The sequence below is a fragment of the Methylobacterium platani genome, assembly GCF_001653715.1.
GTDB classification, from domain to species: domain Bacteria; phylum Pseudomonadota; class Alphaproteobacteria; order Rhizobiales; family Beijerinckiaceae; genus Methylobacterium; species Methylobacterium platani.
In genome coordinates this window covers 33,987-48,896 of record NZ_LWHQ01000007.1, presented here as the reverse complement: position 1 = coordinate 48,896, position 14,910 = coordinate 33,987, and the positions used below count along the sequence as shown (strand labels likewise).

Annotated in this window: 15 protein-coding genes; 3 read left to right on the top strand and 12 right to left on the bottom strand. The window is 73.0% G+C overall.

All coding sequences use genetic code 11. From position 1 onward, the window contains the following. Positions 1–82: 82 nt before the first annotated feature. The 6 genes from A5481_RS02980 to A5481_RS02955 form a co-directional block, all read right to left on the bottom strand. Entirely contained in the window at positions 83–787 is a 705-nt protein-coding gene (locus A5481_RS02980) for a response regulator transcription factor (protein ID WP_048436489.1), read from the bottom strand. Positions 788–809: 22 nt separating this feature from the next. Next, positions 810–2,402: a sensor histidine kinase gene (locus A5481_RS02975; RefSeq protein ID WP_048436490.1), complete on the bottom strand. Its 1,593-nt coding sequence runs from the start codon at positions 2,400–2,402 to the stop codon at positions 810–812. Between the two features lie 168 nt (positions 2,403–2,570). Continuing rightward, positions 2,571–2,972: a hypothetical protein gene (locus tag A5481_RS02970; protein ID WP_048436491.1), complete on the bottom strand. Its 402-nt coding sequence runs from the start codon at positions 2,970–2,972 to the stop codon at positions 2,571–2,573. Continuing rightward, positions 2,969–4,219, bottom strand: a complete 1,251-nt coding sequence (locus A5481_RS02965) for a S8 family peptidase (RefSeq protein WP_048436492.1) — start codon at positions 4,217–4,219, stop codon at positions 2,969–2,971. Before A5481_RS02965 ends, A5481_RS02970 begins: the two co-directional genes overlap by 4 nt. Before the next feature lie 4 nt (positions 4,220–4,223). After that, the gene (locus A5481_RS02960) at positions 4,224–5,435 is read right to left on the bottom strand and encodes a S8 family peptidase (RefSeq protein ID WP_053082554.1); all 1,212 of its coding nucleotides are present in this window, start codon (positions 5,433–5,435) and stop codon (positions 4,224–4,226) included. Positions 5,436–5,758: 323 nt separating this feature from the next. Further along, the gene (locus tag A5481_RS02955) at positions 5,759–6,712 is read right to left on the bottom strand and encodes an NAD(P)H-binding protein (protein WP_048436493.1); all 954 of its coding nucleotides are present in this window, start codon (positions 6,710–6,712) and stop codon (positions 5,759–5,761) included. 93 nt (positions 6,713–6,805) lie between these two features. On the opposite strand from A5481_RS02955, the gene A5481_RS02950 reads away from it, so the two are divergent. Continuing rightward, a complete protein-coding gene (locus A5481_RS02950) occupies positions 6,806–7,690 on the top strand; it encodes a LysR family transcriptional regulator (RefSeq protein WP_064503768.1) in 885 nt (294 codons plus the stop codon). A gap of 26 nt (positions 7,691–7,716) precedes the next feature. On the opposite strand, the gene ftsY is transcribed toward A5481_RS02950, so the two are convergent. Next, the gene (gene ftsY / locus A5481_RS02945) at positions 7,717–9,132 is read right to left on the bottom strand and encodes a signal recognition particle-docking protein FtsY (RefSeq protein WP_048437016.1); all 1,416 of its coding nucleotides are present in this window, start codon (positions 9,130–9,132) and stop codon (positions 7,717–7,719) included. Between the two features lie 83 nt (positions 9,133–9,215). Here ftsY and A5481_RS02940 point away from each other — a divergent pair, with 83 nt between their 5' ends. Then, positions 9,216–9,914: an RluA family pseudouridine synthase gene (locus A5481_RS02940; protein ID WP_048437015.1), complete on the top strand. Its 699-nt coding sequence runs from the start codon at positions 9,216–9,218 to the stop codon at positions 9,912–9,914. Positions 9,915–9,960: 46 nt separating this feature from the next. On the opposite strand, the gene mtaB is transcribed toward A5481_RS02940, so the two are convergent. Both mtaB and dapF read right to left on the bottom strand, forming a co-directional pair. Beyond that, positions 9,961–11,193 (bottom strand): tRNA (N(6)-L-threonylcarbamoyladenosine(37)-C(2))-methylthiotransferase MtaB, encoded by a 1,233-nt coding sequence (mtaB, locus tag A5481_RS02935; protein WP_048437014.1) that lies wholly within the window; start codon positions 11,191–11,193, stop codon positions 9,961–9,963. Then, complete coding sequence (gene dapF, locus A5481_RS02930) at positions 11,193–12,080, bottom strand: diaminopimelate epimerase (RefSeq protein WP_048437013.1); 888 nt, start codon at positions 12,078–12,080, stop codon at positions 11,193–11,195. Before dapF ends, mtaB begins: the two co-directional genes overlap by 1 nt. Positions 12,081–12,281: 201 nt before the next feature. Here dapF and A5481_RS02925 point away from each other — a divergent pair, with 201 nt between their 5' ends. Further along, on the top strand, positions 12,282–13,043 hold the full coding sequence (locus A5481_RS02925) for a GyrI-like domain-containing protein (protein WP_048437012.1): 762 nt from the start codon (positions 12,282–12,284) through the stop codon (positions 13,041–13,043). Positions 13,044–13,329: 286 nt separating this feature from the next. Here A5481_RS02925 and A5481_RS02920 read toward each other — a convergent pair whose 3' ends face one another. The 3 genes from A5481_RS02920 to A5481_RS02910 are packed head-to-tail and all read right to left on the bottom strand — an operon-like array spanning position 13,330 to position 14,896. Next, complete coding sequence (locus tag A5481_RS02920; RefSeq protein ID WP_048437018.1) at positions 13,330–13,944, bottom strand: DsbE family thiol:disulfide interchange protein; 615 nt, start codon at positions 13,942–13,944, stop codon at positions 13,330–13,332. An 11-nt stretch (positions 13,945–13,955) separates the two neighbouring features. Then, complete coding sequence (gene ccmD / locus A5481_RS02915) at positions 13,956–14,126, bottom strand: heme exporter protein CcmD (RefSeq protein WP_048437011.1); 171 nt, start codon at positions 14,124–14,126, stop codon at positions 13,956–13,958. A gap of 2 nt (positions 14,127–14,128) precedes the next feature. After that, positions 14,129–14,896, bottom strand: coding sequence for a heme ABC transporter permease (locus A5481_RS02910; protein WP_048437010.1), 768 nt, complete (start codon positions 14,894–14,896; stop codon positions 14,129–14,131). Positions 14,897–14,910: the final 14 nt, after the last annotated feature.

The following is a 14,910-nucleotide window of genomic DNA, read 5'->3' as shown; positions in this document are numbered from 1 at the left end:
GGCACGCCTTTTCTCAGATCGGTCTTATTGTGCAGGATCCGCACGGAGTTAGGCCAGATCGATCGTGCCCAAAATAATTTGGTCACTGGCGGAATCCGGCCTCGTGCAGGTCGAGCAGGAAGCCGCGGCCGCGCACCGTGACGAGGCTCGGGCCGCCGGCCCGGCCGATATCGGCGAGCTTCGTGCGCAGGTACCCGACATAGACGTCGACCACGTTGAGGGAGAGGCCGCCCTGGCTCGCCCACAGCCGGTCGAAGATGTCGCCCCGGGTGACCGGCCGGCCGGCCTGCTCCATCAGGATCGCCAGGAGCTCGGCCTCGCGCTGGGTCAGGCGGGCGGTGATCTCGCCGAACCGGACCTGCCGCGTGGCGAGGTCGAGGGAGAGGCGCCCGGCGCCGACCAGGGTGCGGGCCTCGCCCGAGGCGCGCCGGCGCTGCAGGTGGGTGCGCAGGCGCGCGAGCAGCTCGTCGAACACGAACGGCTTGACGATGTAGTCGTCGGCCCCGACCGCCAGGCCGTCGACCCGGTCGCCGACCTCGTCCTTGGCGCTCAGGAACAGGATCGCGCCGGGATAGCCGCCCTCGCGCAGGGAGCGGCAGACGTCGTGGCCCGAGCCGTCGGGCAGCATGTTGTCGAGGAGCACCGCCTCCGGCACCCGCTCGCGGGCGGCCGACAGGGCCTCGTCGACCCCGCCCGCGACGTCGACGGCGAACCCCTCGGCGGAGAGACCCCGGGCCAGCATGGCGCGGATGTCGCCGTCATCCTCGACGATGAGCACGCTGGTCATGCGCGCTCCTCCGGTCGCCGGCTCATGCCGCATCCTCCCTCATGTCCTCGCCCGGCAGCTCGATGACGACCCGGGCGCCGGACGCGCCGTCTCCCGGGCCGCCCGATTCCAGGCGGATCACCCCATCATGGCGCTCGACGACCCAGCGCGCCAGAGCGAGCCCGATGCCGAAGCCCGCCGGGGCCGGGCCGGCGCCTTCGCCGCGCCGGAAGCGCTCGAACAGCGCCTCGGCCTCCGCCGGGAAGCCGGGGCCGTCGTCGGTCACCGTGACGGCGGCGCCGCCGGCCCTCGGCGCGAAGCCGACGCGCACCCGCGTCGCGCCGGCGGCGTGGCGCAGCGCGTTGTCGATCAGCCCCTCGACGATCTGGCGCAGCCACTCGGCATCGGCCAGCACCTCGGCGTCGGCGGCGCTCGGCTCCAGCTCGAGGGCGATGCGGCGGCGGCGGGCTTCCGGGTCGCAGCTCTCCACCGCCTCGGCCAGGATGGCGGCGAGGCCGACCGGGCGGCGCTCGAGCGCGATCTGGCCGGATTCCGAGCGGGCGACCCGCAGCATGTCGCCGACCCGGCGGTGCAGCCGCAGGGCCCGCTTGCGGATGGTGGCGATTACCGGCCGGAACCGCTCCGGCGTGTCGGGCGCGCGGGCGGCGAGGTCGCATTCGCCGAGGATCACGGTGAGCGGCGTGCGCAGCTCGTGGCTGACATCGGCGAAGAAACGCCGGCGCGACCGGTCGATCTCCTCCAGCCGCGCATTGGCGCCGCGCAGATCGGCGGTGGCGCGGGCGACGATCTCCTCCAGGGCGGCCCGGTCGGCGGCGACCCGGGCCTCGCGCCGCTTCAGCCGCGCCGCCATCCGGTTGAAGCTCGCGACGAGCAGGCCGAGCTCGTCGTGGCTCGCCACGGCCAGGCGGGTGTCGAGCTCGCCCCGGCCGATCGCCGCGGCCCCGGCCCGGATCGCCTCGATCCGCCGCAGGATCGGCCGGGTCAGGCTCTGGTGCAGCAGCAGGAGGAGCAGCACGATCACCACGGCCGCCGCCACCGCGACGCCGCGCATCCGCGCCGCCAGGGTCCGCACCTCGGTCGAGGAGGCCTCGACGGCGCGCCGCTCGGCCTCGACCAGGAAGGTGAGGGGCTGGCCCGTCACCGCCCCGAAGGCGTTGAGGGCCCCCCGGATCGCGTCGGCGCGCCGGGCGGGATCGGGCTCGCGCTGGATCTGCGCCACCTGCCGGTCGAGCATGGCCCGTGCCGCCCGCAGGCGGGCCAGCGGCCGGGCGCGCGCGGTGTACTGGGTGCGGTCGAGGACGCCGCCGGCGCCCGCCACGGCGCGGCTCAGGCCCTCGTCGACGGCGTTGAGCGCCCGGTCGACCTCGTTGCGGGCATTGGCCAGCCGCTCGGGCCGGCCCGGCTTGTCGCTGACCGCCTCGACGGCGGCAAGGCCGAACTCGGTCAGCCGTCCGGACAGCTCGGCGATCAGTTCCAGGCGCACCTGCGCGTCGAGCGTCGCATCGAGGGTCCGCTCGGCCGCGTGCAGCGCCGCGTAGAGGCCGATCGCCGCCAGCACCACGAGGGCGGCCGCGCTGCCGACCAAGAGCCCGAACCGTACCCTGAGCGATCCCATCCCGGCCTTGCCCTCCCTGTCGGCGTCATTCTGCCCGGGAGCGGCGGGAAGGGCGAGGTGGACTTCACGGCGAGGAGGCGCGGCGCGCTCCGGCCGCGGGGTCGAGCGCCCGCGGCGGTTCCGCGCGACCGGAGGTGTCGTCGTCCAGCCGCGCCGTCCCGGCCAGGCTCAATCGAGCCCGATTGGCGCGTCCAGAATCGCGCTGCTGACGCCGTCGAGCGCGAGCGCGCGGGCGATCTGCCCGGCGGGCCCCTCCGCCACCACCGCGCGCCCGATCTCGCCGCCGGTCACCTGCAGCGACAGCTTCTCGAGGTCCCTGACGGTGTCGGCGGTGAGGTCGCGCACCTCGGTCCGGCGCCTGTCGATCAGGGCGCGTCGATAGTCGGTGCTCGAGCCGTAATCGCTCCGGTGCAGATCGCTCCGGTGCATGGCGGCCGACGAGGCGGCCACGGTGGCACCGGCCCCGCCGAGGATCAGCACCACGCGGACGCGGGCATCGGCGTCCGTGGTCTCCAGGAGGGCCTGGAGATCGCCGCTCGCCTTGTCCCGGCTGGTCGGATCGAGCTTCATCGCATGGTCCCGCCTCGGGCCTGAACTAGTCCGTCGCCCTGCCGTCGGCCAGCCTCCTGCGGCAGGATACGGCATCGTGAGCGGAGTTCGTCCTGGAGTTGCCAGACGTCCAGTTCGGGCCGCTGTCCCAGGATCAGTGCGGCGATGCCCGCGACCACGGCTGCCGCAGGCATGGTGCCGGACAGCGGATGAAGGCTCCGGGTATCGGCCAAGGCGCCGTAGACCCCGTCTCCGGGGGCGACGAGCGACGGTACGGTGTACCAGATCCCGGCGAAGCCGAGTTCACCGTCCCCGCTGAACTCCGCCACCCGCTGCCGCCTGGTCACGGCGCCCACCGACGTGACACCGTAGCAATTGCCCGGCGAGGTGGTCCGATCGGGCCCCTCGTTGCCGATGGGGACAATCGGGAGAATGCCGCGCTCCAGCAGGGACAGCATCACCATCTGGTGGACCGGCCGCGGCTCGGTCCCCGTGCCCGGGGTTCCGAAGCACAGGACCGCGATCCTGGCGGGCGGCCCGCCATCGCGCGAGGCCCCGGCGAGCCAGTCCAGGGCTGACAGGATCGGCGTATCCGTTCCCGAGCCGTGCGCGTTCAGCGCCTGGAGGCCGATCAGCCGGGCGGCGGGGGCCACGCCGACCGTGTGGCCGGCGATGAGGCTGGCGACATAGGTTCCGTCGCCGTGCGGGTCGTTCGGACCGCTCGGGTCGGCTTGCGTGCGACGCCCGAGTTCGTCGAAGGCGAGTGCCTGGACGACCCGACCCTCGAGTTCGGGATGGCGGCCGTCGATGCCCGTCCCAATCACCGCGACGGTGACCCCTTGCCCGCGTTCTTGCCTGCGTTCTTGCCCGGCACGGGGCCTGCCGCGGGCCGGAAGTCCGACCGCCCGCAGGTGCCAGAGCCCGTTCCTCGGCTTGGCCGGGCCCTCCGGCCCTGCGTTCGGCCGCGGCGGCGCGGGCGGGGCCGCCGGAAGCTCGCCGGCGATATATTCATCGAGAACGACGTTCAGCACCCGTTCCACCTGCGCGCAGCGGTCCGGGTGCAGGCGCAGGAGATGCGCCGCCATGTTCGCGACCTCGATCGCGCCGGACGCGATGTCGACCTCGATCCACTTCAGCACGCAGCGCCAGCGGTGATCCCGCAGCCGCTGGATGTTGTCCGCCCGGCTGCTCACCGGGCCGGACGCCGGTGCCGCGATGTCGGGATGGTCCGGGACCGTGAGGAGGTTCCTGATCGTATAGACGCGCATGCGCCTACCGGGCCTGGTGCCTGGCCTGGACGAGGCCGTTGCCCTGCCGGTCCGACGGCAGGCCGAGGGTGTCGCAGCTCAGGATCAGTTCCTCCTGGAGGTCCGCGACGGTCAGGTTGGGGTAGCGCTCGATCAGCAGGGCGGCGAGACCCGAGACGATCGGCGTCGCCATCGACGTGCCGTTCCACGCCTCGTACCCGCCGCCCATGACGCAGGAAAACACGCCTTCGCCCGGCGCCACGACGTCCGGCACGGCGTATTGCTGTCGGTCGGACGTCACCATCGTGCCGCCGCTGCTGAAGGCGCTCACCCGCCGGTTCCGGTCGATGGCACCGACCGAGACGACCTGGCTGTAATTGCCAGGGCTGCGTGTCTGGTTGCGGCCCTCGTTGCCGATCGCGACGACCGGCAGCACGCCGACGAGCAGCAGGTCGCCGAGCACGGATTGCATGCCGTCGACCCACCCGCGGATCCCCGCGGAGATGTTGACGATCTGCACCTCGGGCTGGAGCGCGGCCCATTCCAGCGCCATCACGAAGTTCGCCAGCGTTCCCTGCCCGTTCGGGATCAGGATGCCGTTCATGACGCGGGCGCCCGGCGCGACGCCGACGCTCTTGCCGCAGATCAGGCCGGCGACATGCGTTCCGTGACCATGGGTGTCGATCGACTTCGGCAATTGCCGGGTCTGCCGCGTCGCGATGTCGAACTGGTAGGCGGCGCTGATCCGCCCTTCGATTTCGCGGTGATCCTCGTCGATGCCGGTGTCCAGCACCGCCACGGTCACGCCCTCGCCGGTCATGGCGGTCTTCTTGCGCCGCATCGGAAGGCCGACCATCGTGAGGTGCCAGCGATCCTTGGCGGTGAGCTTCTCGTCGGCACCGATCGCCGCGACCGGTCGGGCCGGCTCGATCAGACCGATCGGCTGATCGCGCAGCACGAGAAGGTCCGGGCGCTCGCGCCGCATGCGTTCGCCGTCCTCCTCCGGCATCTCGACGAACTGCAATCCGGTGACGGGGGTCTGTGCAGCGCCCCCGAAGACCGGCGTGCCGTTGTAGTCGAGAACGGCGTCGGCCACTTCCCGGTGAGGCGTCTCGTTGGACCGCAGGTCGCTGATCTGCTTGATCTGGCTCTCCCGGGCTGGCCGGGCGATGCTGCGTGTCCCGAGTGAGAGACCGAGGCTCTGATCGTTCTTCGACCGCACGATGTACAACGCCATGACTTATCCAACGATTGCCAATCTTGCACGTGCCGAGCTTATTTAGATTCTCCCATGCTCGGAAGAGGCGTCAAACGCTAACACAAACGTTTTATTACGCTGAGATTTATTGATGATATGCGGATTGATTTCGTAGTTTATCCTTGAAGAGAGCATCGATGACTGTTGACAAAGGCAGAAATAAAATCATTACGATCGTAGGACCGGGCGGTTTGCGATGGCGCGCCGACAATGCGCGCATGTGGATACGGCATGACGTCGTACGATCGCGGCCATCGAATCGGTTCGGGGGCGCTCCGGCTGCCCCGAGGGATGCGCGGCGGCTATCTCGACTCCAGGCATCCCAGCCCCGCCAGCGTCGCCCGCACCGCCTCGTCGAGGGCTGTGTGCGGCTCGGCCCCCAGAAGCGCCAGGAGCTCGTCGTTGCGCATCCGCAGCGGCTCGCGCCAGAGATAGCGCATCTCGCGGATCTCCCGGGCGAGCGGCCAGACCGGGGCGGCGAGCGGCAGGAGCGCCCAGGGGAAGCGCCGCACCCGCGGCCTGCGGCCGACCGCGCGGGCGATGGCGGCGATCATCTGCCGTCCGTCCGGGTCCCAGTGGCCGTCCATGTTGAAGGCGGCGAAACGCGGCAGCCCGGCCTCGCGGGCGGCGAGCCGCACCATCGTCTCGGCGACGTCGGGCAGGTAGGCCCATTGGTGGCCGACCCCCGGCATGCCGGGATCGAGCACCGTCCGGACCGGCCGGCCCGGCCGCACCAGGGCGGCGGAGAACCAGGAATTGGCGGTGGTGCGCGGCCCGAAGAAGTCGCCGGCCCGCACGACCAGGCTGCGCACCCCGGACTCGCGCAGCCGGTCCTCCATGGCGATGCGGATGCGGCCCTTCGCGGTCCGGGGCGTCTGCGGCGCGTCGGCGCCCGGGTTCGGGCCGGCATCGCGGCCGTAGACGTAGACGTTGCCGGGCAGGAGCAGGCGGGCCTCCGACGCCTGCGCCGCCGCGATCGAGGCATCGAGCATCGGCAGAACCAGCCGGTCCCAGTCGCGGTAGCCCGGCGGGTTGACCGCGTGGACGAGGAGCGAGGCGCCCGCGGCGGCCGCCACCACGTCGGCTGCCGCCATCGCATCGCCCCGTACCCAGACGAGCCCGTCCTCGGCCCGCGCGACCCGGCCGGGATCGCGGTGCAGGGCCCGCACCGTCCAGCCGTCCTGACGGAGGCGCTGCGCCACCGCCCCGCCCACCCCGCCCGTCGCGCCCAGAACCAGCGCCGTCCTCGTCGTCATCGCGCGCTCCCGTCTCGCTGCCGGGATCCGGTGTGCCAGGGTAACCGTGGGGCGAAAATTGCCGAAGCGCGACGACCGGCTATACGGTTTCGTATGACCGAGCCGAGCTGGGACCATTACCGCGCTGCTCTCGCCGTGCTGGAGGAGGGTTCGCTCTCCGGCGCGGCGCGCGCGCTGGGCCTGACCCAGCCGACGCTCGGCCGGCAGATCGCCGCCCTGGAGCGGGCGCTCGGCGTCGCCCTGTTCACCCGTTCGCCCGCCGGCCTTGCCCCTACCGAGGCCGCGCTGACCCTGGCACCCTATGCGCGCTCCCTCGCGGCGACCGCCGAGGCCCTGCGCCGGGCGGTGGCGGCGGAGGCGGGCGGGCTGTCGGGGCGGGTGCGGATCACCGCCTCCGAGGTGGTCGGCGCCGAGGTGCTGCCGTCGATCCTGGCCGGCCTCCACGCGCGCCATCCCGGCCTCGCCGTCGACGTGGTGCTCTCCGACCGGATGCAGGACCTGCTGCGGCGCGACGCCGACATCGCGGTGCGCATGGCACCGCCGACGCAGGGCGCGCTGGTGGCGCGCCGGGTCGGCACGATCCGCCTCGGCCTCTACGGCCACCGCCGCTACCTCGACGGGCGCGGCGTGCCCGAGACCCCGGCGGATCTCGCCCGCCACAGCGTGATCGGCTTCGACGCCGAGACGCCGTTCCTGCGGGCGATGATGCGCGACGCGCCCGCGCTCGCCGGGGCCGGCTTCGCCTGGCGCAGCGACAGCACGCTGGCGCAGCTCGCGGCGGTGCGGGCCGGTTTCGGCCTCGGCGCCTGCCACACGGCCCTCGCCGCCCGTCACCCGGACCTCGTCCGGGTGCTGCCGGAGATCGTCTGGGAGCTGCCGACCTTCGTGGCGATGCACGAGGACCTGCGCTCCCTGCGCCGCTGCCGGGTGGCGTTCGACGCCCTGGCGGAGGGGATGGCGGCCTATTGCGGAGGGTGAGAGGGCGCCCGGCCGCCCCCGCCCGCTCAGCCCTTGTCCAGCCCGGCGATCGCCCGGGCGAAGTCCCGCGCGGCGAAGGGCTCGAGGTCGTCGACGCCCTCGCCGACGCCGATGAAGTGGACCGGCAGCCCGAACTTCGCGGCGAGCGCCACCAGGATGCCGCCCCGCGCCGTGCCGTCGAGCTTGGTCATCACCAGGCCGGTGACCCCGGCGGCCTTCTGGAAGATCTCGACCTGGCTCAGCGCGTTCTGCCCCACCGTGGCGTCGAGGACGAGGAGCACCGCGTGGGGTGCTTCCTCGTCGAGCTTGCGGATCACCCGGATCACCTTCTCCAGCTCGGCCATCAGTCCGGCCTTGTTCTGGAGACGGCCGGCGGTGTCGATCATCAGGATGTCGGTACCGGCGTCGCGGGCGGCCTGGAGCGCGTCGAAGGCGAGGCCGGCGGCGTCCGACCCCTGCGCCCGCGCCACCACCGGCGCGCCGGTGCGCTCGCCCCAGACCTTCAGCTGCTCGATCGCCGCGGCCCGGAACGTGTCGCCGGCGGCCAGCATCACGCTGTGCCCCTGCGCCCGGAATTTCTGCGTGAGCTTGCCGATCGTCGTGGTCTTGCCGGCGCCGTTGACGCCGATCATCAGGATCACGAACGGTTTCTTGGTCGTGTCGATGACGAGCGGCTGCGCCACCGGAGCGAGCGCGTGCTCGACTTCCGTTGCCAGGATCGCCCGGACCTCGTCGGGGGCGATGCCCTTCTCGTAGCGGCCCTTGCCGACGGCTTCCGCGATCCGGGTCGCGGTCTCGAGGCCGAAATCGGCCTGGATCAGCGCGTCCTCCAGCTCCTCCAGCGTGTCGGCGTCGAGCTTGCGCTTGGTGAACAGCCCGGTGACCCGGTCCGACAGGGCCGAGGAGGTGCGCTTGAGGCCGCCGGTGAGCCGGCTCCACCAGCCGCGCTTCTCGGCCGCCGCCTCGGGCTCCGCCGGGGGCTGGTAGATCACGAGCGGGGCGGATTCGGCCGGGAGTTCGGCGTCCGGCTCCGCGACGGCCTCCGCGACGGGCTCGGGTTCCGGCTCGGGGTGCTCGGGTTCGAGACGTTCGGGCTCGGGCGCCGCCGGCACCACGCCCTCGGGCTGCAGGCCCTCGACCGGTTCGAGGTCGGCGCCGGCAAGCTCGTCGGGCAGGTCGTGCTCCGGCTCGGTCTCGGGCGAGGCCTCGGTCACCGTGGGGGGCGCGGGGAGGACGTCGTCGGCGCCGGTGGCGAAGTCGGGAACGCCCTCGGACAGGGTGCCGGTCGGCTCCGTCGGCATCGTCCCGGCCGGGTCGTGGCCGGGCTCGGCGGGCGCCTCGACGGGGGAATCCGCGGGCGTCTCGGCAGGCGTGTCCGTCGGCGTCTCGGCCTTCCGGCCGAACAGTCGGCCGAACCAGCCCGGCTGTTTGGTCTCACTCATCCGCACTTGCTCCCGACCCTGCGGACGATCTAGGGCGGCCTGCCCCGAACTTCGCCCGCATCCGCCGCCACTGCGACAGGCCCATGATCGTTGACGACATACTCTCGCGGCTCCTCTACCGCGATGCCCTGGTGCTCGTCATCGACAAGCCGGCGGGATTGCCGGTGCATCCCGGGCCGAAGGGCGGCGAGACGCTGACCCGGCACCTCGATGCCCTGCGCTTCGGCCTGCCGCGCCGGCCGGAGGCCGCCCACCGCCTCGACCGCGACACCTCCGGCTGCCTGGCGCTCGGGCGCCACGCCAAGGCGCTCGCCCGGCTGAACGCGCTGTTCGCGCAGGGGCGCGCCGGCAAGACCTACTGGGCGCTGGTCGAGGGAGGCCCCGCGGAGGAGGCGGGCGAGATCGATCTGCCCCTGATGCGCCGCTCCGACGATCCGCGCAGCTGGTGGATGAAGACCGATCCGGCGGGCGACCCCTCGCTGACGCGCTGGCGGGTGATGGGGCGCGATCCCGCGTCCGGGCGGACCTGGCTGGCGCTCACCCCGGTGACCGGGCGCACCCACCAGCTCCGGGTGCATTGCGCCGCCATGGGCTGGCCGATCCTGGGCGACACCGTCTACGGCACCGCCCCGCGCCAGGGCGGGCCGGGGCTGCAGCTCCACGCCCGGGCGCTGACCTTGCCGCTCTACCCCAAGAAGCCGGCGATCGCCGTCGAGGCGCCGGCGCCGGGGCACATGCGGGAGGGGTTGCGGGCGTGCGGGATGGCCGACGATCCGGAATGATCCGGAGGTGACGGCGCGGGTCGAAGGTCCGCCGGCGCGCTGATCCTCAGGCCGCCCGGAGCTCCCGCCCGTCATGCCCTGCGATGCGCAGGTCGACGAGCGCGCCGGCCTCCACCCCCTCCGGCAACCGCACCGGCAGGAAGCCCTCCGTCCGGCCCAGGCCGCCGCGCTCGGCCAGCACCCGGCGGGTCTCGCCGACCTCGCGGTCGAGACGGCGGGCGAAGGCGGCGGCGCCGGCCTCGCGCAGGCGGGCGGCGCGCGCGCGGATCTCGCCCGCGGCAACCTGCGGCATCCGGGCGGCCGGCGTGCCGGGGCGGGGCGAGTAGGGGAAGACGTGGAGCTGCGCGAGGCCGCATTCCTCGACGAGGGCGAGGGAGCGGGCGAACTGCGCCTCGGTCTCGGTCGGGAAGCCGGCGATCAGGTCGGCGCCGAACACCGCGTCGGGGCGCAGGCGCCGGATCTCGGCGCAGAACCGGATCGCGTCGTCCCGGCCGTGGCGGCGCTTCATGCGCTTGAGGATCAGGTCGTCGCCGGCCTGGAGCGACAGGTGGAGATGGGGCATCAGCCGCGCCTCCTCGGCGAAGGCGGCGACCAGCTCCGGATCGGCCTCGACCGAATCGATCGAGGACAGGCGCAGCCGGTCGAGGGCGGGCACCGCCCGCAGGATCGCCCGCACCAGGGCGCCGAGGGTCGAATCGCCGAGGTCGCGGCCGTAGGCGGTGAGGTCGACGCCGGTCAGCACCACCTCGCGGGTGCCGGCCTCCACCAGGGCGCGGACCTGCGCCACGACGCCGGCCGCGGGCACCGAGCGCGAGTTGCCGCGGCCGAACGGGATGACGCAGAAGGTGCAGCGGTGGTCGCAGCCGTTCTGCACCGGCAGGAAGGCGCGGGTGCGCGCCTGCATCGGGGCCGCGTCCGGCAGCGGATCGGGCCGGGGCGCCATCACGTCGTCGAGGCGGATCCGCTCCGGCGCCGGATCGGCCCAGGCGACGGGGTCGAGCTTGCGGCGGTTGCCGAGGATCTTGGCCACCTCCGGCATGGCGGCGTAGGCCGCGGTCTCGACCTGCGCGCCGCAGCCCGTCACCACCACCCGCGCCGCCGGATTCGCCCGCGCGGCGGCCCGGATCGCCTTGCGCGCCTGCCGCCCGGCCTCGAGCGTGACCGCGCAGGTATTGACGAGGACGAGGTCGGTCCGGCCCGCCGCCTCCGCGTGCCGGCGCATCGTCTCCGATTCGGCGGCGTTGAGGCGGCAGCCGAAGCTCAGGACCTCCACGCCCATCAGGCGGCCCCGGCGAACAGCGCGGGCGCGAAGGTGCCCTCGTGCTCCAGCTCGGTCGGGCCGGTCATCCGGACGTGGTCGTCCTCGCCCCAGGCGATGCGCAAGGCGCCGCCCGGCAGGGTCACGGTGGCCTCGCGGTCGGCGAGGCGCAGGCGCGCGGCGGCGACGAGGGCGGCGCAGGCGGCGGTGCCGCAGGCCCGCGTCAGGCCGGCGCCGCGTTCCCAGACCCGCAGGCGGATGCGGCCGCGGTCGATCACCTGCGCCAGCGAGATGTTGGCCCGGTCGGGGAAGATCGGGTGCGATTCGAGCAGCGGGCCGATCCGGGCGAGGTCGTAGCTGTCGGGATCGCGCTCGACGAAGAACACCGCGTGCGGGTTGCCCATGCTGACCGCGCCCGGCGAGTGCAGCACCGGATCGTCGATCGGCCCGATCTGCAGCTCGATGCGGCGGGTGTCGGGGAACGGCTCGGCGAGCGGGATCTCGTCCCACCGCAGGCGCGGCGCCCCCATGTCGACGGTGAAGTCGACGGGGGAGACGCGCACCACCTCGAGCAGGCCGGGGCGGGTCTCGAGGATCAGGCGGTCGTTCGCGGCCGGGCGCGCCATGACGGGATCGTCCAGCATCGCCCAGGCGACGCAGCGGGTGCCGTTGCCGCAGGCCCCGGCCTCGGAGCCGTCGGTGTTGTAGATCCGCACGTAGGCGTCGGTACCCGGGGTGACCGGATCGTGCAGCACCATCATCTGGTCGAATCGCGACGCCGGATCGGCCGCGATGGCGCGGGCCTCCTCCGGCTGCACCCGCACGTCGCTGCCGCGCAGGTCCAGCACCACGATCTCGTTGCCGAGGCCGTTCATCTTGAGGAAGCGGCGATGGGCGAGAGGGGACACGGGGCTCTCCGGGCTGGGACCGCTCGAGGGGGGATCTGGCGGTGTATGGACCAGAACCGGCCCGCAGGCGAGCCGCGCGGCGCCGGGCGGCCCCCCGCGCTCACGCATCCGCGATGAGCCTGCAACGGCTTTGCGCTTGACGCATTCGACACGTCCGGCGATGCCGGCCCACGCTGAAGCCGCCCGGAGCGCTCGCCCGTGATGAAGACCCGCCTCCCGACGATCGCGATCGGCCTCGCGGCCGCCCTGGCCTGCGGAACGCCGGTTCTGGCCCAGCAGCCAGCCCCGGCCCCGGCGCCCTCGCCGGCCGCGCCCCCGGCCGGCACGCCCTCGCCGGCGCAATCGACCCCGCTGCCGACCACCACGGCGCCCGGACCGGGGACCGGCACCAACCAGGCCCCGACCCCGCCGGCGCCCGAGAAGGCGCTGCCGCCCGCGACCCCGGTGCCGCCGACCGCCGGGCGCCCGCCGCTCGTCGCCAATCCGGGCGACCCGTCGGACGTCGACGAGGTGACGCTGCCGGCCAAGCCCGCCGCGATCCTGTCCGGGACCGCGAAATGGGACCAGGCGGTGCCGAGCCTCAAGGACGCGATCGCCAAGGTCGAGGCGGCGCTTGCCCAGGCCGGCATCAAGGCGACCGGCAAGCCGCTCTCCGTCTTCACCCGGACCGACGACGACGGCTTCCAGTACGAGGTGATGGTGCCGGTGGAATCGGTGCCGAACCCGCCTCCCGCCGGCCTCCCGGACGGCCTGCGCTTCGGCACGACGCCGAGCGGCAAGGCCCTGCGCTTCACCCACAAGGGGCCCTACGAGGGCATCGACCAGACCTACGAGACGGTGACGGCCTATCTCGACGCCAAGGGCATCATCGTCCAGGACGCCTTCGTCGAGGAGTACCTGACCCCGCTCGCGAGCCCGTCCGACGAGACGCTGGAAGTGAACATCTACGCGCTGCCCAAGTGACCGGCCGGGGAGCCGGAGGCTTCCCGGAAACGACTTCTCCCACGCGGCGGTATTGACGCCCTCTCCGTCGATCCGGGGCTGCGACGCCGAGAACCCGGGTCCACGACCGCCGAAGATGCCGGACGGGGCGGCACGGTCGCCGCTCCTTTCACGTCCTTCAGCGGGTACGGCGCCCGGGTTCCGCCGCGCGGCCCCGGGATGACGAGGAGGTTCATGACGAGGAGGTTTTCGACGCCCTTAGGGCAGATCGAACCAGACTTCGAAGAGAAGGAAGGCGCGAGCGCGTCTACTTCATCGCCCTGACCCGCGCCAGGAACGCATCGTAGTTCTCCGGCGTCAGGATCCCGACCAGCTTCTCGCGGATCCGGCCGTCCGGCCCGATCACGAAGGTCTCGGGCACGCCGTAGACCCCGAGATCGATGCCGACGCGGCCGTCCTCGTCGGCGCCGACGGCCTTGAACGGGTTGCCGTGGCGGCCGAGGAAGCGGCGGCCGTTCTCGGGCTGGTCCTTGTAGTCGATGCCGACGAGGTTCACCCCGTCGCGGGAGAGCCGCACCAGCATCGGATGCTCGATCTGGCACGGCGCGCACCATGACGCCCAGACGTTCAGCACCGTCACCTTGCCCTTGAAGTCGGCGGCGCTGAGGCCCGGCACCGCGGCGCCGTCGGTGGCGAGGCCGGGCACCGGCGGCAGGGTGAAGTCGGGCACCGGCCGGCCGATCAGGGCCGAGGGCACGGCGGAGGGGTCGTAGCCGGTGGTGAGCAGCTTGCCGAGGAAGATCCCGGCGAGCGCGGCGAAGGCCAGGAGCGGCAGCAGGAACAGCAGCCGGGAGCGCCGGGGCGCCTCCTCGGCCTCGTCTCCCGAGGTCTCGTCTCCCGCGGTCTGCTGGACCGGTTGCACGGGGGCGTCGCTCACCGGCGGCTCCCCTTTGCGTCGTGCCTGTGCGGTTCCTGGGCTAGACGGGCGAGCGCCCGCTCCTGCGCCCGCCGGTCGAGAATCGCGTGCGCGACGAGGCCGGCGATCACCAGGGCGGTGAAGCCGTAGGCGCCCAGGATGAAGGCGGCGTGCGGTCCGAGATCCATGGTCAGGCCGCCTGCGGCGCCATCAGCGCGGCATCGAGCCGCTCGGCTTCGAGGATCGTGAGCGTGCGCACGCGCCGGCGCAGGATCTCGGTGCGCATCGCCTGGAGGTGGAGCGCGATGCCGAGCACCGAGGCGGCGGCGATCATCACCAGCAGGGGATAGAGCATGCTGGCGTAGATGGTCGGCCCGCCCATCCGCAGGATCGAGGCCGGCTGATGCAGGGTCGACCACCAGTTCACCGAGAACTTGATGATCGGCAGGTTGATGGCGCCGACCAGCGTCAGGATCGCGACCGCCCGGGCGGCCCGGTTCGGGTCCTCGATGGTGCGCCACAGGGCGAGCAGCCCGCAATAGATCAGGAACAGCACCAGCATCGAGGTCAGGCGCGCGTCCCAGACCCAGTAGGTGCCCCACATCGGCTTGCCCCAGAGCGAGCCGGTGACGAGGCAGATCAGCGTGAAGGCGGCGCCGATCGGGGCGGCGGCGCGCTGCGCCACGTCGGCCAGCGGATGGCGCCAGATCAGGGTGCCGAGCGCCGAGACCGCCATGGCGCCGTAGAAGAACACCGCCATCCAGGCCGCCGGCACGTGGATGTACATGATCCGCACCGTCTCGCCCTGCTGGTAGTCGGGCGGAGCCACGAACCAGGTCAGGTACTGGCCGACGGCCAGCAGCACGATCGCGAGGCCGGCGACCCAGGGCAGGAGAGCCCCGGACCAGCGCATGAAGTGGCCGGGCTGCGCCAGCCGGGTGAGACGACCCATCGACATGAGGCCGGTGTACC